This window comes from Stenotrophomonas sp. 05N37 (assembly GCF_056397365.1).
In genome coordinates, this window is record NZ_JBFTNG010000007.1 from 60,507 (window position 1) to 81,473 (window position 20,967).

Consider the following 20,967-nt stretch of genomic DNA (forward strand, 5'->3'; position numbering starts at 1 on the left):
CCTCGGGGGATGGAGTGGGTGGCGCCTACCGTAGCGCACGGCCGGCGCGTGAAGCGACCGGGCGCCGGCGGAGCGGCCGCTCGTGTCGAGCGACCGCCCCACCGGCGGCCCGGGGGGATCAGAACGTGTAGCGGACCCCGAACATGTAGCGCGGGCCGGTCTGGGTGGCGTAGCGCAGCATGTTGGTGTGGCGCGAGTAGGTGCGCATGGTTTCGTCGGTCAGGTTGATCGCCTCCAGGCTCAGGGTGAGCTGGTCGCTGACCGCGTAGCTGATGTTGAGGTCGAGCTGGCCGTAGGCATCGGTGTAGTTCGGGTTGGGGCCCTGGCCGCCGATGCCGTTGAGGAACGTGTCGCGCCAGTTGTAGGCCGCCCGCACCTGCCAGTTGTACTTCTCGTAGAACAGCACCAGGTTGGCCGAATCGCTCAGGCCGATCATCGGGTACTGGTCGCCCAGGCTCAGGTTGTCGAAGGTCAGCCCGGATTTCACCTTGGTGTAGTTGGCGGCCAGGCCGAAGCCGGTCTGCCCGAACAACTGCTGCACGCTCAGTTCCCAGCCGTCCAGGTGGTCCGAACGCTGGTTGGCCGGCACGGTGATGTCGAACCCGGCCACCGGGTCGCCAGGCTGGCCGACGATGGTGCCGGTGCGCTGCCCGGCCGAGTTGGTGCCGGTGGCGGTCACGCCCGGATCGCCGTCGTGGTTGGCGAAGATGTAATCGCGGATGCACGGCATGTCGGTCACCCCGCAGCCCGATGCCAGGGCCTCGTTCCAGTAGGTGCCGCCCACCGGCGTATGCAGCCCGGCGCTGTTGTCGCGCACGATGGTGTTGCTGATGAAGTTCTTGATGTTCTTGCGGAAGAAGCCGACCGAGGCATAGCTGGATTCGCCGTAGTACCACTCCAGCGACAGGTCGATGTTGTCCGACAGCAGCGGCTCCAGGCCCGGGTTGCCGCGCGAGCCGGTGCCGCCCTGGGTGCGCACGATGGTGTCGAAGCGGCGACCGCTGTCGATCTGGGTCCAGCCGGGCCGGCCGATGCTGCGGCTGTAGCTGCCGCGCAGGGCGAGTGTTTCGGACAGGTCCAGCTTCAGGTCCACGTTGGGCAGCACGTAGTCGTACTTGCCCTTGCCGCCGATGAAGGTACCCTCGGCGGCGTAGCCCAGGTTGAACTCATTGGCCGAGCCCCAGTTGATGCTGGTCGGCACGCGCACCAGCGCGGTCGATTCCACCTCGGTCTGCTCGTAGCGCACGCCGGCGGCCACATGCAGCGGCATCGTCCAGTCGAAGGTGGTGCGGTACTGCAGGTAGGCGCTCTTGGAGGTTTCGGTGGTGCGGATGTCTTCGGTGTACTCGGTGGGCGCCAGGTAACAGGTGGGGCAGGGCGGCTCGCCGTTGGCGGCGACCTGGCCGGCGCGTTCGCGCAGGCGGTCGAAATCGAACACCAGGAACTGCCCGGTCAGGCGCGGGTCGCCGTGGCCGGAGAACGCATCGAAGTACCTGGCCATGTCATCGGCGTACCAGATGCTGTCGTCGTAGTCGGCCGGCGTGCCGAGGCCGCCCCAGGTGTCGCGCTGCATGATCGCCGAGGCCGAGCGGTTCTCCACCTTGGTGTGGCCCACGCCGAAATCCAGTGCGGAATAGTCGGCGAACTTGAACGTGCCGCGGCCCTGGTACTGCTGCACCTTGGACTTGTTGTAGCTGTTCTGGAACACCGAACCGGTGACCAGCGCATCGGCGGCCTGCACGCCGCCCGGCGGCAGCGCGATGTTGATGATCGGCAGGTCGCCGCTGTAGTCCACGGTGGTCTTGCCGCGCACGAAAGCGGCCACGCCGAGCACGCCGGCCGAGCCGTACGGGCCGTCCGGCTGGGATTCGGCGGTCGAGTTGTGGACGTCGAAGGACAGGTCCAGCGCGTCGTTCACTGCCCAGTCCACGTTGAAGCCGAGCGAATCCATCGTGTTCTTGGTGGCCAGCTTCATGCCGCCCATGGACACGTCCGAGTTGGTCATGTCCTCGCTGTAGAGGATCGGCGCCGATATCGGGCCATTGGTCCAGGTGCTGTCGCCGGGCCCGTAGTTGAACCACACCGACAGCTCGCTGCGCTGCTGCTGCACCTTGTTTTCCACGTAGGTGTAATCCAGCGTGGTGGTGACGTTGTCGGCTGGCTTCCATTGCAACGTGGCCTGGCCATTGGTGCGCTGGCGCTGCACGCCGTTGACGTTGTAGGCGGTGTTCTGCGGGCGCGCGTACACGTCGGTGGGGCCGGGCCGGTTCTGGATGCGGTCCGCATACCCCTGGCCCGGCTGCGGCAGGGCGCGCCAGTCGGTGCTTTCATTGCCGTAGAACGTGGCCCAGCCTTCGGCCACGGTGGCCTGGTTGAAGCCGGAGTCGCGCTCCTGGTAGCTGCCGCTCAAGGTCACGCCGAAGCGGTCGTCGGCGTAGCGCTGGCTGAAGATGCCCGACAGTTCGCCGGTGACGCTGGCGCCCTGCAGCGTGCGCGGGAGGTTGTCGTTGGAGCTGTCGTTGACCGCCTTCAGGCCGAGGCTGATGACCGGCTCGGATTCCAGCGGGCGCATCGTCTTGATGTCGATGGTGGCGCCGATGCCGCCGGTGGGATTGTCGGCGCGGGTGGTCTTGTACACCTCCACCGCCGAGATCGACTCGGAGGCGATGTTGGCGAAGTCGAACGAGCGCGAGCCGGACAGCCCGCCACCGCCGTTGCCGAGGTTGGAGGACGGCATCTGGCGGCCGTTGAGCAGCACCAGGTTGAAGTCCGGGCCGATGCCGCGCACGGTCACCTTGGAGCCTTCGCCGCTGGACGTGCGGTCGATCGATACGCCGCTGATGCGCTGCAGCGATTCGGCCAGGTTGGTATCGGGGAACTTGCCGATGTCCTCGGCGACGATGCCATCGACGACGCCCTGGCTGTCGCGCTTGAGGTTCATCGACGAGGTGAGGCTGCCACGGATGCCGGTGACCTGCACCGCATCGAGCGTGGTCGGGTCGGGGCTCTGCGCCGACGGCGTGGCGGCATCCTGGGCCCAGGCCGGGCTGGCCAGCACGGCCAGCAGAGCCGAAGCAAGCATCGCTTTGCGAGGTACGACCTTGTACGTCTTCATGAAAGCTCCCTCCCCAGGGAAATCGATAATGGCGGTCCTACGGCGTGATGGCGCGGTTCCACTGCACAGTCGGCCGGATTGGGAGCCATGGTTGACAGCGTTGTCAACAAACACCCCTTCGGGTCCCCTTTCCATGCGCCGTGCGGGCGATGTCCAGCGCTGTCGTCGGCGTGCACGGGAAGGCGGGCAAACGCCTGCGGCGCAGGCCTTGCCATGCGTTTTTCACCGCACGGGGTCGTGCGGATTCAGCAGCGCAGCAGCGTTGTGCAGTGCAGAACGAAACTGCGCGAAGCACACCGCGCGCCGCGCCGGGCACCGTTCGTCCTGCCATGACCGATCGGCTGACAGCGCTGGACAATCGTGGACGAAGCGGGTTCCATGTGTGGCCGCCGCGTGGCCGGCACCCCCTTCCGGAAGGACATGCAATGGACAACCCTGCTGCAGTTCGCGGGCAACACGTGCAAAGCAATGGCGTGGCGCTGGCGGTGGTCACCGCTATTTTCTTCATGTGGGGCTTCCTCACCTGCCTCAACGACATCCTCATCCCGCACCTCAAGGCCGCGTTCGCCTTGACCTGGGTGCAGGCGATGCTGGTGCAGTTCACTTTCTTCGGCGCGTACTTCCTGATGTCGCTGCCGGCCGGGCGCCTGGTCGCCGCGGTGGGCTACAAGCGCGGCATCGTTGCGGGCCTGGCCATCGCCGGGGTCGGCGCGTTGCTGTTCTGGCCCGCCGCGCACGCGCACGTGTATGGGCTGTTCCTCGGTGCGTTGTTCGTGCTCGCCACCGGCATCACCGTGCTGCAGGTAGCGGCCAACCCCTACGTGGCGCTGCTCGGTCCCGAGCAGACCAGTTCCAGCCGGTTGACCCTGGCGCAGTCGATGAATGCGTTGGGCACCACGCTGGCACCGCTGTTTGGCGGGTTGCTGATCCTGTCCGCCGAGCCGCGCACCGACGCGGCGCTGGCACTGTTGCCGCAGGCCGAGGCGTTGGCCTATCGCGCCGCCGAGGCGCAGTCCGTGCAGCTGCCGTACTTCGGCCTGGCCGTGGCGCTGTTCGTGCTGGCCGCGGCGATCTGGATGTTCCGCCTGCCGGCCATCCCCGGCGTGGAAGAGGGCGCCGTCGGTGGTCGACTGCGTGATGCCCTGCGCCATCGGCACCTGCGCTATGGCGTGCTGGCGATCTTCTTCTATGTGGGGGCGGAAGTGTCCATCGGCAGCGTGCTGGTCAACTTCCTGTCCATGCCGGGCATCGGCGAAGGCCTGACCGAGCAGGAGGCCACCCGCTACGTGTCGTTGTACTGGGGCGGTGCACTGGCCGGCCGCTTGATCGGCACGGTACTGCTGGCGCGGCTGGACCCGCGGCGCCTGCTGGGCATCTTCGCGCTGGTGGTGATGGCGCTGCTGGCGGTGACCATGCTCGGCAGTGGCGGGCTGGCCAAGTGGGCGGTGGTCAGCATCGGCCTGTTCAACTCGATCATGTTCCCGACCATCTTCGCGTTGGCCATCAGCCGCCTGGGCGCGTTGACCGGGCAGGGTTCGAGCCTGCTGGTGATGGCGATCGTCGGTGGCGCGGTGGTGCCGCTGGCGATGGGCTGGCTGGCCGATCGCCATGGCCTGCAGCTGTCCTTCCTGCTGCCGATGCTGTGCTACCTGTACATCGTCTTCTACGCGTGGTGGGGCGCGCGCCGCAGCGCGTAAACGCGCCGCTCAGCGCCGACGGGGTGCGTGGGTGGACTCACGCACCAGGACCGCATGCTCGACGGTGACCATGCGCCCGCCGTCGGCCGACCGGATCCGGTCGATCAGCTGCTCGGTGGCCAGCGTGCCCATGCGCGCGGTGGGCTGCCGCACCGTGGTCAGCGCCGGGTAGATGTGCCCGGCGATGGGAGTGTCATCGAAGCCACACACCGACAGGTCCCTGGGCACGCGCAGGCCGCGCTGCCCGGCCACGCGGTACACCGCGGCCGCCATGTCGTCGTTGGCGGCGAAGATCGCCGTCGGCGGTTGCGGCAGGTCGAGCAGCGTGTTGGCTGCCTCGATGCCGGACTCGAACGAAAACTGCCCGCTGGCCACCAGTGCCGGGTCGTAGGCGATGCCGTGCGCACGCAGCGCCTGGCGATAGCCGGCCAGCCGCCACTGGCAGGCACCGTGCGCGCGCGGCCCCTTGATGTGGGCGATACGGCGATGGCCCTGCGCGACCAGGTGGCCGATCAGCTCGACCACCGCGGTGGTCTCATCCATGCGCACCCCGATGCAGCCATCGGGATGGCGCGGGGCGATGCTGGCGAACGGGATCTCGTGCTCCTCCAGGTAGGCCAGCACCACGGCATCGTCGGTCAGCGGCGGGATCAGCACCACGCCGTCGGGCCGCGAATTCTCGAACAGCGCGGCCAGGTCGGGCAGGGTGCTGCGGCCGACGCCGACCGGCCCCAGGATCAGGTTGTAGTGGCTGGCGTGGCAGGCCTCGAGCATCCCGTTCTGGATTTCCATCAGGTAGTTGCGCGAGGGGTTGTTGTAGACCAGCGCCAATGCGTAGGAGCGCTGCCCGGCCAGGCTGCGCGCGGACAGGTTGGGCTTGTAGCCCAGCCGCGCCACTGCCGCGGCCACGCGCTCGCGTGTTTCGGCGCGCACGTTGGGCTCGTTGTTGAGCACGCGGGACACGGTCTTGATCGAAACGCCCGCAACCGCGGCGACATCCTCGATTCGACTACGCATGGTGCGGTGGATCCTATGTGGGGGCAGGTCGGCAGATGCCGATGGTAGTGCGGCGGTGTCGAAACGGTGTTGCCGATGCAGGCGGATGTTGCCATGCCGCGATGACTTCTGGCGTACCCGCGCATTCCGTGCGGCATCGCAACACCGGCAGCATGATCCAGGCACGCGTTTGAACGCCAGCCCCCGTCGTTGCGGGACCGACGCGGCCACCGCGACGTTGCGCAGTTGACAGTACTGGCCGCGCTTTGTATGACAGCGCTGTCAGACAGGGGCGTTGAACCGATCCAAATCGCGTCGGCATGACGTGCTGCGCACCGCGCAGTGCGCCCGACCGCGGCAACGCCCGCCCCGATCGCGCGTCATTCCCACCGGAGGTAGATGTCAGTGAACAGCCCCAACAAGACCCTTCTTGGTACCTGCCTGCTGTTGGCCCTGGCCGCGCCGGTCGCTGCCGCGCCGGCCACCGGCGAGACGCTCAAGGACTGGCCGCGGGTGACCAGCGCGATCACGCCGGAGGCCGCCATCGAAGCGCGCGTGCAGCAGATCCTGGCGCAGATGACCCTGGCGCAGAAGATCGGGCAGATGACCCAGCCCGAGATCAAGACCATCACCCCCGCGCAGGTGCGCCAGTACTACATCGGTTCGGTGCTCAACGGCGGCGGTTCGTGGCCGGGCATGGACAAACATGCCAGCGTGGCCGATTGGCTGGCGCTGGCCGATGCCTACCGCGCCGCGTCGCTGGCCACCGACGCGGCCACGCCGATCCCGGTGATCTGGGGCACCGACGCGGTGCACGGGCACAACAACGTCTACGGGGCCACACTGTTCCCGCACAACATCGGGCTGGGCGCGGCGGGCGATGCCGCGCTGATCGAGCGGATCGGCGAGGCCACCGCGCGTGCGAGCCGGGCCACCGGCATCGACTGGGTCTTCGCCCCCACCCTGGCCGTGGCGCACGATCCGCGCTGGGGCCGTACCTACGAAAGCTTCTCCTCCGACCCTGCCCGCGTGCGCGAGTACGCCCGTGCCTACGTCAAGGGTGCGCAGGGCCGCTTTGGCGACGACGGCAACGTGGTCGCCACGGCCAAGCACTACATCGGCGACGGTGCCACCGAGCAGGGGCGCGATCAGGGCGAGGCGCGGGTGGACAAGGCCACGATGGTCAACGTGCACGGCCAGGGCTACTACGGCGCGCTCGGCGAGGGCGTGCAGACGGTGATGGCCTCCTTCAACAGCTGGAACGATCGCAGCGGCCGCGTGGACTACGGCAAGATGCACGGCAACAAGGCGCTGCTGACCGACGCGCTTAAGGAGAAAATGGGCTTCGATGGCTTCGTCGTCTCCGACTGGAACGGCATCGCGCAGGTGCCCGGCTGCCGTAACGACAGTTGTGCGCAGGCGATCAATGCCGGCATCGACATGGTGATGGTGCCCGACGACTGGAAGGCATTCATCGCCAATACCACCGCCCAGGTGGAGCGCGGCGAGATCCCGATGGCGCGCATCGACGATGCGGTCACCCGCATCCTGCGGGTCAAGCTGCGCGCCGGCCTGTTCGACCACGCGCCATCGGACAGCCGTTACGCCGGCGACGCCAGCGCGGTGCAGCACCGCGCGCTGGCGCGGCGCGCGGTCAGCGAGTCGCTGGTGCTGTTGAAGAACCAAGGCAGCGCACTGCCGTTGCGTCGCGATGCGCGGGTGATGGTGGTGGGCAAGAGTGCCGACAGTCTTTCCGACCAGGCCGGTGGCTGGTCGCTGACCTGGCAGGGAACGGAGAACACGAATGCCGATTTCCCCCATGCCGATTCGGTACTGGGCGCATTGCGTGCCGAACTGGGCACGCGGCAGGTGACCTACAGCGCCGACGCTGCCGGGCTGGACCCCGCGCAGTTCGACGTGGTCGTGGCAGTGGTCGGTGAGACGCCCTACGCCGAAACCAACGGCGACATCCTCGCCTCCGATTCGGTCAGCCACAGCCGCGCCTACCCGCAGGACCTCGCCGTGTTGCGCGCCGCCCAGGCCACCGGCAAACCGGTGGTCACGGTGTATTTTTCCGGCCGGCCGATGTACGTCAACGACCTGTTGAACCTGTCGCAGGCGTTCGTGGCCGCCTGGCTACCCGGTACCGAAGGCCGTGGCATCAGCGACGTGCTGGTGGCCGGCAAGGACGGTAGGCCGGCGCACGATTTCCGCGGCCGGCTGAGCTTCCCGTGGCCGGGCGTGCCGTGCCCGGCACCGATCGACCAGCCCGACCCGACGCGGCCGGCGCTGTTCAAACTGGGCTACGGCTTGCGCTATGCCGCGGCGGGGAACGTCGCGCGCCTGCCCGAAGCCAACCCGGACAACTGCGGCGAGGTGACCACGCTGCCCATCTTCAACCGTGCCGACACGCCGCCGTTCTCGTTGCACGTCGCCGCCGGCGGCGCTACCCAACCGCTGGGCAATGACCTCAACGCCACGCTGCGCTGGCCGGCCACCACGCCGGTGGTGCAGGTGCGGACCGTGCAGGTGAATACCCAGCAGGACGCCAAGGAAGTCACCTGGCTGGCGCCGGCGCAGCTGATCGCACGCAGCACCTCGCGGCGCAACCTCGCCGCGCTGGCGCGCAACCACGGGGCGCTGCAGTTCGACGTGCAGCTGGTGCAGCGCCCGGGCTCGCCGGTGAAAGTGACCATGCAGTGCGGTACCGGCTGCGAGGGCGGGGTGGATATCGCGCCGCTGCTGGCCAGGCGCGCGCCGGGGCAGAAGCAGACGGTGACGGTGCCGCTGGCGTGCTTCGCCAAACAGGGCGTGGACCTGGGCGCGGTGGAAGCCCCGTTCGTGGTCAGCGCGGACAAGCCGTTTGCGGCAGCGTTCACCCAGGTGCGGGTGTCGGTGGATGCGGACAAGGCGGAAGGCGCGGTCGGATGCCCGTGATGCGACGGTAGAGCCGTGCCATGCCCGGCTGACGGCCCAGGATGGTCTCTGCACCGGCGGGGTTTTTGATGCACGGACCGGAGAGCAGCCGAGCATGGCTCGGCTCTACCCGGGCAACGGAGGAGGCCCCGCATTGGTGCAACGAAAGAGGCCACGTACCGGTGCGGGTGTCGCTGGATGCGGACAAGGCGGAAGGCGCGGTCGGCTGCCCATGAGGCAACGGTAGAGCCGAGCCATGCTCGGCTGGCGGCCCAGGATGGTCTCTGCACCACCGGGTTTTCATGCGCGGACCGGAGAGCAGCCGAGCATGGCTCGGCTCTACCCGGTGGAAAGAAAATGGCCCCGCACCGATGCAACGAAGGAGGCCCCGCATTGGTGCAGCGAAAGAGGCCACGTACCGGTGCGGGTGTCGCTGGATGCGGACGAGGCGGAAGCCGCGGTCGGCGTCCCGTGAGGCAATGGTAGAGCCGAGCCATGCTCGGCTGACGGCCCAGGAAGGTCTCTGCACCACCGGGGTTTTATGCGCGGACGGAGAGCAGCCGAGCATGGCTCGGCTCTACCCGGGCAACGAAAGAAGGCCCGCACCGATGCAACGAAGGAGGCCCGCATTGGTGCAACGAAAGAGGCCACGTACCGGTGCGGGTGTCGCTGGATGCGGACAAGGCGGAAGGCGCGGTCGGCGTCCCGTGAGGCAATGGTAGAGCCGAGCCATGCTCGGCTGGCGGCCCAGGATGGTCTCTGCACCACCGGGTTTTCATGCGCGGACCGGAGAGCAGCCGAGCATGGCTCGGCTCTACCCGGTGGAAAGAAAAAGGCCTCGAACCGATGCAACGAAAGAGGCCCCGCATTGGTGCAGCGAAAGAGGCCACGTACCGGTGCGGGTGTCGCTGGATGCGGACAAGGCGGAAGTCGCGGTCGGCGTCCCGTGAGGCAATGGTAGAGCCGAGCCATGCTCGGCTGACGGCCCAAGATGGTCTTTGCACCATCGGTGTTTCATGTACGGTCGGAGAGCAGCCGAGCATGGCTCGGCTCTACCTTGTGCGACGCAAGAGTCCCCCGCACAGGTGCAACGAATGAGTCCCCGCACAGGTGCAACGAAAGAGGCCCCGCCGCGATGCAACGGAGGTGGCCCCGCCGCGATGCAACCAAAGGTGCTCCCATCGATGCAACGGAGGAGGCTCCCAACGATGCAACGAAAAAGGCCCCGCAGTGCGGGGCCTTTTTCTATTTCGATGCAGCGCCGATCAGCGCTTCATCGAACCGAAGAACTCGTCGTTGGACTTGGTGTTCTTCATCTTGTCGAGCAGGAATTCCATTGCGGCCATTTCATCCATCGGATGCAGCAGCTTGCGCAGGATCCAGATCTTCTGCAGCAGTTCCGGTTCGATCAGCAGGTCTTCGCGACGGGTACCCGAGCGGTTGATGTCGATCGCCGGGAACACGCGCTTTTCAGAGATGCGGCGGCTCAGGTGCACTTCGCTGTTGCCGGTGCCCTTGAACTCTTCGTAGATCACCTCGTCCATCTTGCTGCCGGTATCGACCAGCGCGGTGGCGATGATGGTCAGGCTGCCGCCTTCCTCCACGTTGCGCGCGGCGCCGAAGAAGCGCTTCGGACGGTGCAGGGCGTTGGCGTCCACACCACCGGTGAGCACCTTGCCGGAGCTGGGCACCACGTTGTTGTAGGCACGCGCCAGGCGGGTGATCGAGTCGAGCAGGATCACCACGTCCTTCTTGTGCTCGACCAGGCGCTTGGCACGCTCGATCACCATTTCGGCAACCTGCACGTGACGGGCCGCCGGCTCGTCGAAGGTGGAGCTGATGACTTCGCCGCGCACGGTGCGCTGCATTTCAGTCACTTCTTCCGGGCGCTCATCGATCAGCAGCACGATCAGGTGCACGTCCGGATGATTGGTGGTGATGGCCGTGGCCACCTGCTGCATCATCATCGTCTTGCCGGCCTTGGGCTGGGACACGATCAGCGAACGCTGACCCTTGCCCTGCGGTGCCATCAGATCGAGGATGCGGCCGGTGATGTCTTCGGACGACCCGTTGCCGCGTTCCAGGGTGAAGCGCTTGCGCGGGAACAGCGGGGTCAGGTTCTCGAACAGCACCTTGTTCTTGGACGCTTCCAGCGGCTCACCGTTGATGGTGTCCACGATCGACAGCGCGAAGTAACGCTCGCCGTCCTTCGGGAAGCGGATGCGGCCGGACAGGTGGTCGCCGGTGCGCAGGTTGAAGCGGCGGATCTGGCTGGGCGAGATGTAGGTATCGTCCGGACCGGCCAGGTAGCTGGCTTCGGCCGCGCGCAGGAAACCGAAGCCGTCGGGCAGGATTTCCAGCACGCCGTCGGCGGCGACGCCGTCACCGTGGCGGGTAAGCACCTTGAGCAGGGCGAAGATCACGTCCTGCTTGCGGGCACGCGCCACGCCTTCGGAGATCTGCAGCTGCTCGGCGATTTCCAGCAGCTTCTGCGCCGGCATGCGCTTGAGGTCGCTCAGCGAATAGACCGGGAAGCCTTCGGGAACGTTGGGCTGCTGGCTGCGCACGAACGGCTGCTGTTCGCTGTTGTCCTGCGGCATGCCGTCGTCGTTGTAGCGATCGCCACCGCGGTTGCGGTCACGGTCGCGACGATTGCGGAAGCGGTCGCGGCGGTTGCCCTGGCCTTGACCCTGGCCTTGGCCCTGATTCTGGCCCTGGCCCTGCTGCTGGTACGGGTTCTGCCCGCCCTTGGCGTTGTGGTTGCCGTTCTGGTTGCGCTGGCCACCGTCGCCGGTGTCCTGCTGCGCGCCGCCCTGGCCGGACGATGATTCGCCGGACGGCGCGGCCGGTGCCTGCTGGGGCGCGGCCGGCGCGGCGACCGGCGCCGGCGCGTCAGGCGCGGCAGCCAGGGGCAGGGCGGATTGATGCGTGGGGGAAGAACCGGTGTCGGCCGCGGTGTTGGCGGCGGCCTTGGCGACGCGCGGCTTGCGCACGCGCTTCTCGGCGGGCGCGTCGGCGCTCCCGGGTTCGGAAGTAGTGATATCGGACAAGTGCTGGATTCCTCGCTGGAAGGTGCGAGCGCCCGGCAGGGCGGCGAAGTTTGGGAAAGGATTCTGGAAAGAACGTCGTCCAGAAGATGCGGCGCGCGAATGCGGCCGGATGCTGCCGACACTAACACCGGCTCGCGGCGGCGCGCAAGCCGGGTGGGGCAGGGTCATTCATGCGGGCGCAGGGCCCGCGGCAGCCGGCGGGTGCCGGCTGCCTGCCTGGATCAGGCCAGGGCCTTGTCGAGCATGCCGGCCAGCTGGGCCTTGCCGACGGCGCCGATCTGCTGCGCCTGCACCTCGCCGTCCTTGAAGACCAGCAGCATCGGGATCGAGCGGACGTGGTACTTGGCGGCCAGGGCGCGGTTCTGGTCCACGTTGACCTTGGCGATCTTGGCGCGGCCGTTGTAGGCGTCGGCCAGTTCGTCCAGGGCGGGGGCGATCATCTTGCACGGGCCACACCATTCGGCCCAGAAATCGACCAGCACCGGTTCCTTGGAATTCAGCACTGCGCTATCGAAGTCGGCATCGCCGACATGTACAACCTTGTCGCTCATCTTGGATTCTCGTCTGGAAATGCACCCGGCCGGGCCGGAGCGAGGTTGAATTTGGACGCCACCGACCGGTGCCGTCCGCGTCTGCTGCCTCGTGGCCGCGACGGCGGCCAGCGGTGCGCCAGGTGGATGCCTGGACGCTCACGGCGGGCAGTGTACCCCTATCGTCGCGGGCGGGCAGGTGCAGGCTGAAATCCAGCATCCTGTGATTGGCGTCGCGCGTTGATCGGGCCACTGGATCGGATATGCGGCCGTGGGCCGGCGCCCACCAGCCCCGCGAGGGGGCCTGTTCAACTGGCGGCAGGCCCCGTGAAGCCTGCGAAAAGGGCCATCAGGGAGCCGTGTCGCAGCGGCGGGAGACGGCCCACGGCAGGGCGTCTCGCCAGGGTCTGCGACGGTCGGCCCCGGTTTGGCGCCGACATTGCGCTAAACTGGGTCACTGTGCGGCGCCCGCAGACCTGATGGTCCGGCCCCGCCGACCCCGGCGCAGGGCCCGCAATGGCGACGGTGCCCCCAAGATTGCAAGCCTCCCGCGCACCGCTGCCGGGCCGGCCTTACCAAGACGGACACATGAGCGACAAACCGCTGACCGATTTGACCTTCTCCTCCTTCGAGCTGCATCCGGCCCTGCAGGCCGGCCTGGAAGGAGCCGGATTCACCCGTTGCACGCCCATCCAGGCGCTGACCCTGCCGGTGGCACTGCCCGGCGGCGATGTCGCCGGCCAGGCCCAGACCGGCACCGGCAAGACGCTGGCCTTCCTGGTCGCGGTGGTGAACCGCCTGCTGACCCGCCCGGCGCTGGCCGACCGCAAGCCGGAAGACCCGCGCGCGCTGATCCTGGCCCCGACCCGCGAACTGGCCATCCAGATCCACAAGGATGCGGTCAAGTTCGGCTCGGACCTGGGCCTGCGCTTCGCGCTGGTCTACGGCGGCGTGGACTACGACAAGCAGCGCGAGATCCTGCAGCAGGGCGTGGACGTGATCATCGCCACCCCCGGCCGCCTGATCGACTACGTCAAGCAGCACAAGGTGGTCTCGCTGCACGCCTGCGAGATCTGCGTGCTCGACGAAGCCGACCGCATGTTCGACCTGGGCTTCATCAAGGACATCCGCTTCCTGCTGCGCCGCATGCCCGAGCGCACCACGCGCCAGACGCTGCTGTTCAGCGCCACGCTCAGCCACCGCGTGCTGGAGCTGGCCTACGAGCACATGAACGAGCCGCAGAAGCTGGTGGTGGAAAGCGAGTCGATCACCGCCGCACGCGTGCGCCAGCGCATCTACTTCCCGGCCGACGAAGAGAAGATTCCGCTGCTGCTGGGCCTGCTGTCGCGCAGCGAAGGCGCGCGCACCATGGTCTTCGTCAACACCAAGGTGTTCGTCGAGCGCGTGGCGCGTTCGCTGGAGAAGGCCGGTTACCGCGTGGGCGTGCTGTCCGGTGACGTGCCGCAGAAGAAGCGCGAGAGCCTGCTCAACCGCTTCCAGAAGGGCCAGCTCGAGATCCTGGTGGCCACCGACGTGGCCGCGCGCGGCCTGCACATCGATGGCATCAAGTACGTCTACAACTACGACCTGCCGTTCGACGCCGAAGATTACGTGCACCGTATCGGCCGTACCGCGCGCCTGGGCGAAGAGGGCGATGCGATCAGCTTCGCCTGCGAACGCTATGCGATGGGCCTGCCGGACATCGAGGCGTACATCGAGCAGAAGATCCCGGTCGAGCCGGTCACCAGCGAGATCCTGACCGCGCTGCCGCGCCCGGAGCGCGCACCTGCTGCGCCGGGTGAGGAAGGCGACGAGAACGAGAGCGTGGGCCAGATCTTCCGCGAAGCGCGCGAAGCGCGTGCCGCTGAAGAACAGCGCCGTGGCGGCGGCAGCAGCAGTGGCCGCGGCGGCAAGCCGTCCGGTGGCCGTGGCGAACGCCGCGCGCCGGGCGAGCGAAGCGCCGATGGCGCGCCGCGCCGCGAGCGCAAGCCGCGCGTGCAGGGTGAGGCGCCGGTCGTCGCCGCTGCCGCCGAGGCCGCGCCGCAGGGTGCACCGACCGTGGCCCCGACCGTGGCCCCGACTGCCGACGGCAGCCCGGCCGTGGAAGGCGAGCGTGCCCCGCGCAAGCGTCGTCGTCGTCGCCACGGCCGTCCGGTCGAAGGCGCCGAGGGCGCGGCAGCGACCGGCCCGGTGACCCCGGTGCAGGTGGCCGCCAAGCCGATGCGTGCCACCCCGGCCGCCGATCCGGGCGCGTCGTTCCTGACCCGCATCGGGCGCAAGATCCGCCGGATGCTGTCCGGTTCGTAAGACCTGACGCCTGACCCGCGCGGTCCGATGTCCCGCCCCCTCGGCAAGGGGGCGGTCGCGAAGCGACGGGGGATCGGGTGCTGATGAAGCGGACCCACGGTTGGCGCAGCCAATCGTGGGGCGACAGCGCGAAGGTGATGTTGCGTCCCCCGGCCAACGGCCGGCACGACCGATGCACCCCCCACCTGCACGTCGTCACCCTCGTCCTGCATAATCAGGGGATGAGCGTCCTGCGTTTTGACAATGTCAGTAAACAGTATGCCGGCGGCCACCAGGCCCTGGTCGACGTCAGCTTTGATGTCGCCCCCGGCGAAATGCTGTTCGTCACCGGCCACTCCGGTGCGGGCAAGAGCACCCTGCTCAAGTTGATCCACCTCGACGAGCGGCCCAGCCGCGGCGCGGTGATCTTCAATGAGCGCAACCTGCTCAAGGTGCGCGGCGGCAATATCCCGCGGCACCGTCGCGAGGTGGGCGCGGTCTACCAGGACCATCGCCTGCTGATGGACCGCAGCATCGCCGAGAACGTCGCGTTGCCGCTGATCCTGCGTGGCACCCGTCGCGCCGACATCGGCAAGCGGGTGCGCTCGGTGCTGGAACGCATGGGCCTGGGCCACCGCGAAAAGGCCTTGCCCTCGCAGCTGTCGGCCGGTGAGCAGCAGCGTGTCGGTATCGCCCGTGCGATCGTCAGCGAGCCCAAGCTGCTGGTCGCCGACGAACCCACCGGCAATCTGGATCCGACCCTGGCGGCGGAAATCATGGCGCTGTTCGCCGAACTGCCCGACCGCGGCACCAGCGTGCTGGTGGTCAGCCACGACCTGGCGCTGCTGCGGCACATGCGCAAGCGCGTGTTGATCCTGGACCACGGCAAGCTGATCGACGACATCTCGCCGCAGGACCTGGCCGAATGAACGCACCCACCAACAAGGAAGCCGCGGCGCCGTCGCGCTTGGGCGTGTGGCTGCACCACCACGGCCACAGCGTGGTATTCAGCCTGGGCCGCGCGTGGCGCAAGCCGTGGGCCACGCTGCTCACCATCATGGTGATGGCGCTGGCCCTGGCGTTGCCGCTGGGCCTGTCGATCGCACTGGACAACCTCACGCATTTCGCCGGCAGCGTGCAGCAGTCGCGCGACATCAACCTGTTCCTGAAGACCGACGTGGCCGCGGCCGCCGCCGGCGAGGTGGCCGATTCGCTGCGCGGCCGTGCCGACGTGGCCAACGTCACCGTGCAGACGCCCGAACAAGGCCTGCAGGAGTTGCGCGAAGGCGCCGGGCTGGGCGAGGCGATCGATGCGCTGCACGACAACCCGCTGCCCACCCTGCTGATCGTGACGCCCAAGGCCGGTGCCGACGATGCCCGCCTGGCGCAGTCGCTGGAGGGCCTGCCGCAGGCGGACCTGGTGCAGCACGATGCGCTGTGGCGCAAGCGCCTGGATGCCTGGCTGGGCTTCGGCTCACGGCTGGTGCAGGTGTTGTCGGTGCTGCTCGGCCTGGGCGCCGCGCTGGTGGTCGGCAACACGGTGCGGCTGGACATCCAGGCGCGTCGCGACGAGATCGGCGTGCTGCAGCTGCTGGGCGCCAGCGATGGCTTCATCCGCCGCCCGTTCCTGTACCTCGGCGCGTGGTACGGCCTGGGCGCCGGTGCCGTGGCGCTGGGCCTGATCGGCGTGGCCGGGCTGGCCCTGCGCCCGCCGTTGGCGGCGCTGTCGGAAAGTTATGCCAGCCCGTTCGTGCTGCATGGGTTGGACCTGCTGCATTCATCGTTCGTGCTGGTCGGCACCGTGGTGCTGGGCTGGCTGGGCGCGTGGCTGGTGACGGGGCATTTCCTGCGCCAGACCCGACCGACCGAAACCTGAGGCCCGCATGCGCCCGCAAGCTTTGAAGCACCTGGTCGACGACGCACCGCGCGTGATGGTGGTCGACGGCTCCAAGCTGGTCCGCAAGTTGATTGCCGATGTGCTGCAACGCGAACTGCCGGCGGTGGACGTGGTGGGCTGTGCCAGCATCGAAGAGGCACGCCGCGCGCTGGAAGCCGGGCCGGTGAACCTGGTGACCACCTCGCTCACGCTCAGCGACGGCGATGGCCTGGCGCTGGCGCGGCTGGTGCGCGAGACCGCGGGGCAGGCCTACGTGCCGGTGATCGTGGTATCCGGCGATGCGCAGCAGCACCTGGAACAACGCCGCTTCACCGAATACGTCACCGACTATTTCGACAAGGCGCTGGGGCATGAAGCGCTGGCCACCTTCATCCGTGGCTACGTGCAGCCGGAAACCATTCCCGGCGCGACCATCCTGTATGTCGAGGACAGCCGCGTGGTGGCCGAGGCGACCAAGCGCATGCTCGAACGCCAGAGCCTGCGCGTGCTGCACGTGATGACCGCCGAGGAAGCCTTCGCGCTGCTCACCGCCGAATCGCTGGGCCGCAGCAGCCACCGCATCGACCTGGTGCTGACCGATGTCACCCTGAAGGGCGAGCTCAGCGGCCTGGACGTGGTGGAGCGCGTGCGCGTGGATTTCGGATACGGCAAGCGGCGCCTGCCGGTGCTGGTGATGACCGGCGACGGCAACCCGCTCAACCAGTCGGGGCTGCTGCAGGCCGGTGCCAACGACTTGGTGCAGAAGCCGATCGAAGAACGCCTGCTGGTGACCAAGGTGCTGTTCCAGCTGCGCCTGGCCCGGCTCAACGACCGACCCGTGGTGCGATGAACGACGAAGCAACCTCGAGCATCCAGCTCGAACCGAGCTGGAAGGCGCGCATTGGCGAGTGGCTGTTGCGACCGGAGATGCGTGAGCTGTCCAGCTTCCTGCGCCAGCGCAAGGCCGCCGGCGCGCACGTGTTCCCGCCGGGGCCGCAGATCTTCGCGGCCTTCGATGCCACCCCGTTCGAGCAGGTCAAGGTGGTGATCCTGGGCCAGGACCCGTATCACGGCGCGGGGCAGGCGCATGGCCTGAGCTTCTCGGTGATGCCGGGGGTACCGGTGCCGCCCTCGCTGCTCAACATCTACAAGGAAATCGAGGCCGACCTCGGGATCCCGCGGCCGGACCACGGCTGCCTGCTGCCGTGGGCGCACCAGGGCGTGCTGCTGCTCAACGCGGTGCTGACCGTGGAAGAGGGCCAGGCCGGCGCGCACCAGAAGCGTGGCTGGGAAGGCTTCACCGATCATGTGGTGGAGACCCTCAACCGCGAGCGCGACGGAGTGGTGTTCATGCTCTGGGGCAGCTACGCGCAGCAGAAGGGCAAGGTGATCGACACCAGTCGCCATCGCGTGCTGAAGGCGCCGCATCCGTCACCGCTGTCGGCACACCGCGGTTTCCTCGGCTGCCAGCATTTCTCGATAGCCAACACCTACCTGCAGCGCCGGGGCCAGGCGCCGATCGACTGGGCATTGCCGCCGCGCGCGGCGCTGTAACCCACCTGGGCCGCTGGCCAGGTGCGGCGGCCCGCCATCAGTCGGTGAGCATTTCCATGATTGCGCGCGCCACCTGGCGTTTGCGCGCGGGCATGCGCCGCAGCAGCGAGAGAATCTCGGTTTCCTGGACCGTGCGCGCTGCCTCCACCGGCAGGCTTTCCGGCAGGGGCAGGTCGACGCCATCCTCCGGTCGTCCCGGTCCGCGCCCGGTCGCCAGCCATTCAAAATGGACTTGCGTCACAATTGCGATGCAGGCAAGGTGTTGCACGCTCGGGAATGTGCCGCCTTCCCGTTCCCACTGCGCCACGGCGCTGCGGCGCACGCCGGCCTCCAACGCCAACTGTGATTGAGACAGGCCAGCCGTTAGTCGGGCTCGCCGGATTCTGTCGCACATCGCCTTCATTTACTGCCCCCTTTCCCTGTTCGGTAAGTGTTGCTTCCCTGAAAGCGATTCTTTTGCCGCCTGTACAGAAGCGCTTTCTCACACTGCTGCTGCAAGGGTATTGCGTGGACGCCGGCCCGCCAGCAAGCGTTACTGCCCTCCATTTTCACGCCGTCGTGTTTGACGGAATTTTCGTTGCCTCGCATTAATCGCCCCGAACCGGACATAAACGCTTTCCCAAGCGGAAAACGACACCGGCAGGGGACGACCAGAACGGCGATGGAGTAAATCCACCGTCACGGTCGGTTTCTGCCCAGAAACGGCGGAGACGCATGTATGGTTAATGTGAAAGGCGTGAAAGATTCGTCATTGCGGTGGCAGGCGTTGGCCCTGCTGGCCCTGCTGGCGGTGCTTTCATGCCTGGGTCGGGCACAGGCCCAATCTGCATGCACCGCCGGCGCCTGCGTCAGTGCGGGGCCGCGTCTGGCCTCGGTCGACTCCACCCAGAGCCCGGTACTGAACCTGCTGTTCGGCGCGCTGCTGCCGGGCACCACCCTCAACCTGAGCGTGGCCGACTGGAACAACCTGGCCGGTGCCAACATCAACCTCAACGCACTGCTGACCCAGCTCAACGGCGGGGTGGTGGTGAGCGATCCCAGCCAGGTGCTCAACACCAACATCACCCTCGGCCAGTTGCGCGCGGCGATGGTGCAGGTGCTGCAGGCCGACAACCAGTCCGCGGCCGCCAACGTGCTCAACGCCTTGCCGCTCGGCGTGGCCGGCGTCACCGGCAGCATCCGCCTGGCCGACATCCTGCAGATCGCGCTTCCCACCGGCTCGCTGGCGACCGTGCGGCTCAACGTGCTCGACCTGCTCACCGGCGGCGTGCAGCTGTACAACTTCCGCAACGTGCTGACCACGCCAACGCCGATCACCGTCAACACCGCCGCGCTCGGCCTCAATGGCGTGGCCAACGTGCGCCTGTGGGCGCAGGTGATCGAGCCGCCGGTCTACAACTGCGGTGCAGTGGGTGCGGCGTTCCACAGTGCGGCCATCCGCATCAAGCTCGATCTGGACCTGGTGCAGGGGCTCAACACCGGCACGCTCAGTGCCGCGCTCAGTGGCCTCAACCTGCTGGGGGTGTCGCTGTCCAACACCAGTATCAGCGCCGACGTGCTGCACCTGCAGCTGTATGCCGACGTCGCCCGCGCCGAAGGCTCGATCTCGGCGATCAACCTGGTCGGCAACGCCGTCACCCTGCAGGCGCGGCCGGGCCTGGTGAACCTGTACGTCGGGCAGATCAGCGACGCCACGTTCTTCAATCGCAGCACGGTGCTGAGCGACACCGCACTCACCGCGGCCACGCTGACCTCGCTGAGCGTGCGCGTGCGCGTGTCGGCCAACGTGCTGGGGCTGCTCACGCCGATTGCCGACATCACCATTCCCCTGACGGTCAGCGTGCGCAGCTACGCCACCGCGACCCCGGGGCTGCAGAGTGCGAGCTTCACCGGGCCGTACCCGCAGACCCGCACGCTGACCGCCGGCACGGTCAGTGCGGCCACGATGGTGTCCACGCTGGTCAACTCGCTGAGCATCCAGGTGACCAGTGGCAACCCCACCGTGACCCTGCTCGGCGGCATCGCCTTGCCGTTGCCGGTGGCCGACCTGGTCAATGGCATCGTCAACACCCTGCTGACCCCGATCCGCACCCAGGTCAACGCGCTGGTCACGCCCGTGCTGACCGCGTTGCTGGGCGGCCTGGTCGACAACCTGCTGGCGCTGCTGGGCATCCGCATCGGCCAGGCGGTGTTCACCGTGGAGGGCATCACCCAAGCGTGCGCGGCCACGCTGCAGCTGGTCAAGCTGCTGCAGCCGACCAGCGACACCGGCCGCTTCAACCTGTCCATCGCCTACAACGGCAGCACCGTGGGGTCGGCCAGCAACGTCGGCAACAACGGCGCCACGGCCGCGGTGATCACCGTGCCCGGTGGCAGCTACGCGCTGGCCGAAGCGGCCGCGGCCGGCACCACGCTCACCCGCTATGCCAGCAGTTGGCAATGCGTGGACCAGAACAACACGGTGGTGTCCTCCGGCAGTGGCGGCACCTTCACCCTGCAGGCACCGGCGATGACCGCCACCGCGGTAACGCTGGTGTGCAGCATCACCAACCGCACGCGCCAGGCCGACCTGTCGATCACCAAGACGGACGGCAGCGGCAGCTACACGCCGGGCGGCACCGCCACGTACACGTTGCTGGTGCGCAACGACGGCCCCGATCCGGTCACCAATGCGGTGGTCACCGACAGCCTGCCCAACGGCACCACGCTGCGCGGCGCATGGACCTGCAGCGCCAGCAGTGGAAGTGCCTGCGCGGCCGCCAGCGGCGGCGCGGTCGGTGGCAACGCGGTCAACGTCGGCGTGACTCTGATCAACGGCGGACAGGCAACGATCAGCGTACCGGTCAGCTTCAGCAACAGTCCCGGCGCGTATTAGCGCCGGGTGCAGCAGCGTGGGTAGCGCAGGCAATGCCCTGCGTGGGGATGGGATGGACCACCAGAGCCGAAC

At 67.9% G+C, this 20,967-nt stretch carries 13 protein-coding genes; 8 read left to right on the top strand and 5 right to left on the bottom strand.

The window, feature by feature from the left end; genetic code table 11:
* Positions 1-118: 118 nt before the first annotated feature.
* Entirely contained in the window at positions 119-3,115 is a 2,997-nt protein-coding gene (locus tag AC1DGC_RS16915) for a TonB-dependent receptor (protein ID WP_478048394.1), read from the bottom strand.
* A 425-nt stretch (positions 3,116-3,540) separates the two neighbouring features.
* Between AC1DGC_RS16915 and AC1DGC_RS16920 the strand changes: the two genes are divergently transcribed.
* The gene (locus AC1DGC_RS16920; RefSeq protein WP_259210185.1) at positions 3,541-4,812 is read left to right on the top strand and encodes a sugar MFS transporter; all 1,272 of its coding nucleotides are present in this window, start codon (positions 3,541-3,543) and stop codon (positions 4,810-4,812) included.
* 9 nt (positions 4,813-4,821) lie between these two features.
* On the opposite strand, the gene AC1DGC_RS16925 is transcribed toward AC1DGC_RS16920, so the two are convergent.
* On the bottom strand, positions 4,822-5,829 hold the full coding sequence (locus AC1DGC_RS16925; RefSeq protein WP_259210186.1) for a LacI family DNA-binding transcriptional regulator: 1,008 nt from the start codon (positions 5,827-5,829) through the stop codon (positions 4,822-4,824).
* 378 nt (positions 5,830-6,207) lie between these two features.
* Here AC1DGC_RS16925 and AC1DGC_RS16930 point away from each other — a divergent pair, with 378 nt between their 5' ends.
* Positions 6,208-8,745: a glycoside hydrolase family 3 protein gene (locus tag AC1DGC_RS16930; protein WP_478048395.1), complete on the top strand. Its 2,538-nt coding sequence runs from the start codon at positions 6,208-6,210 to the stop codon at positions 8,743-8,745.
* 1,244 nt (positions 8,746-9,989) lie between these two features.
* Here the strand turns inward: AC1DGC_RS16930 and rho are convergent.
* Positions 9,990-11,774, bottom strand: a complete 1,785-nt coding sequence (rho, locus tag AC1DGC_RS16935) for a transcription termination factor Rho (protein ID WP_259210188.1) — start codon at positions 11,772-11,774, stop codon at positions 9,990-9,992.
* A 221-nt stretch (positions 11,775-11,995) separates the two neighbouring features.
* Complete coding sequence (gene trxA, locus AC1DGC_RS16940) at positions 11,996-12,325, bottom strand: thioredoxin TrxA (protein ID WP_019183509.1); 330 nt, start codon at positions 12,323-12,325, stop codon at positions 11,996-11,998.
* Positions 12,326-12,892: 567 nt separating this feature from the next.
* Here trxA and rhlB point away from each other — a divergent pair.
* From rhlB to ung, 5 genes are all read left to right on the top strand, one after another.
* Positions 12,893-14,611, top strand: coding sequence for an ATP-dependent RNA helicase RhlB (rhlB, locus tag AC1DGC_RS16945; protein ID WP_478048396.1), 1,719 nt, complete (start codon positions 12,893-12,895; stop codon positions 14,609-14,611).
* A gap of 221 nt (positions 14,612-14,832) precedes the next feature.
* On the top strand, positions 14,833-15,519 hold the full coding sequence (ftsE, locus tag AC1DGC_RS16950; RefSeq protein ID WP_259210193.1) for a cell division ATP-binding protein FtsE: 687 nt from the start codon (positions 14,833-14,835) through the stop codon (positions 15,517-15,519).
* Positions 15,516-16,466, top strand: a complete 951-nt coding sequence (gene ftsX / locus AC1DGC_RS16955; RefSeq protein ID WP_259210194.1) for a permease-like cell division protein FtsX — start codon at positions 15,516-15,518, stop codon at positions 16,464-16,466. Before ftsE ends, ftsX begins: the two co-directional genes overlap by 4 nt.
* A 7-nt stretch (positions 16,467-16,473) precedes the next feature.
* The gene (locus AC1DGC_RS16960) at positions 16,474-17,316 is read left to right on the top strand and encodes a response regulator (protein ID WP_259210195.1); all 843 of its coding nucleotides are present in this window, start codon (positions 16,474-16,476) and stop codon (positions 17,314-17,316) included.
* Positions 17,313-18,020 carry a uracil-DNA glycosylase gene (gene ung, locus AC1DGC_RS16965; RefSeq protein ID WP_478048397.1) on the top strand — a complete coding sequence of 236 codons (708 nt, stop codon included), beginning with the start codon at positions 17,313-17,315 and terminating at the stop codon, positions 18,018-18,020. The genes AC1DGC_RS16960 and ung overlap by 4 nt, the downstream gene beginning before the upstream one ends.
* Before the next feature lie 37 nt (positions 18,021-18,057).
* Here ung and AC1DGC_RS16970 read toward each other — a convergent pair whose 3' ends face one another.
* Positions 18,058-18,423, bottom strand: a complete 366-nt coding sequence (locus AC1DGC_RS16970) for a helix-turn-helix domain-containing protein (protein ID WP_310440441.1) — start codon at positions 18,421-18,423, stop codon at positions 18,058-18,060.
* Positions 18,424-18,756: 333 nt separating this feature from the next.
* On the opposite strand from AC1DGC_RS16970, the gene AC1DGC_RS16975 reads away from it, so the two are divergent.
* Positions 18,757-20,895, top strand: coding sequence for a hypothetical protein (locus AC1DGC_RS16975; protein ID WP_259210197.1), 2,139 nt, complete (start codon positions 18,757-18,759; stop codon positions 20,893-20,895).
* Positions 20,896-20,967 lie beyond the last annotated feature (72 nt).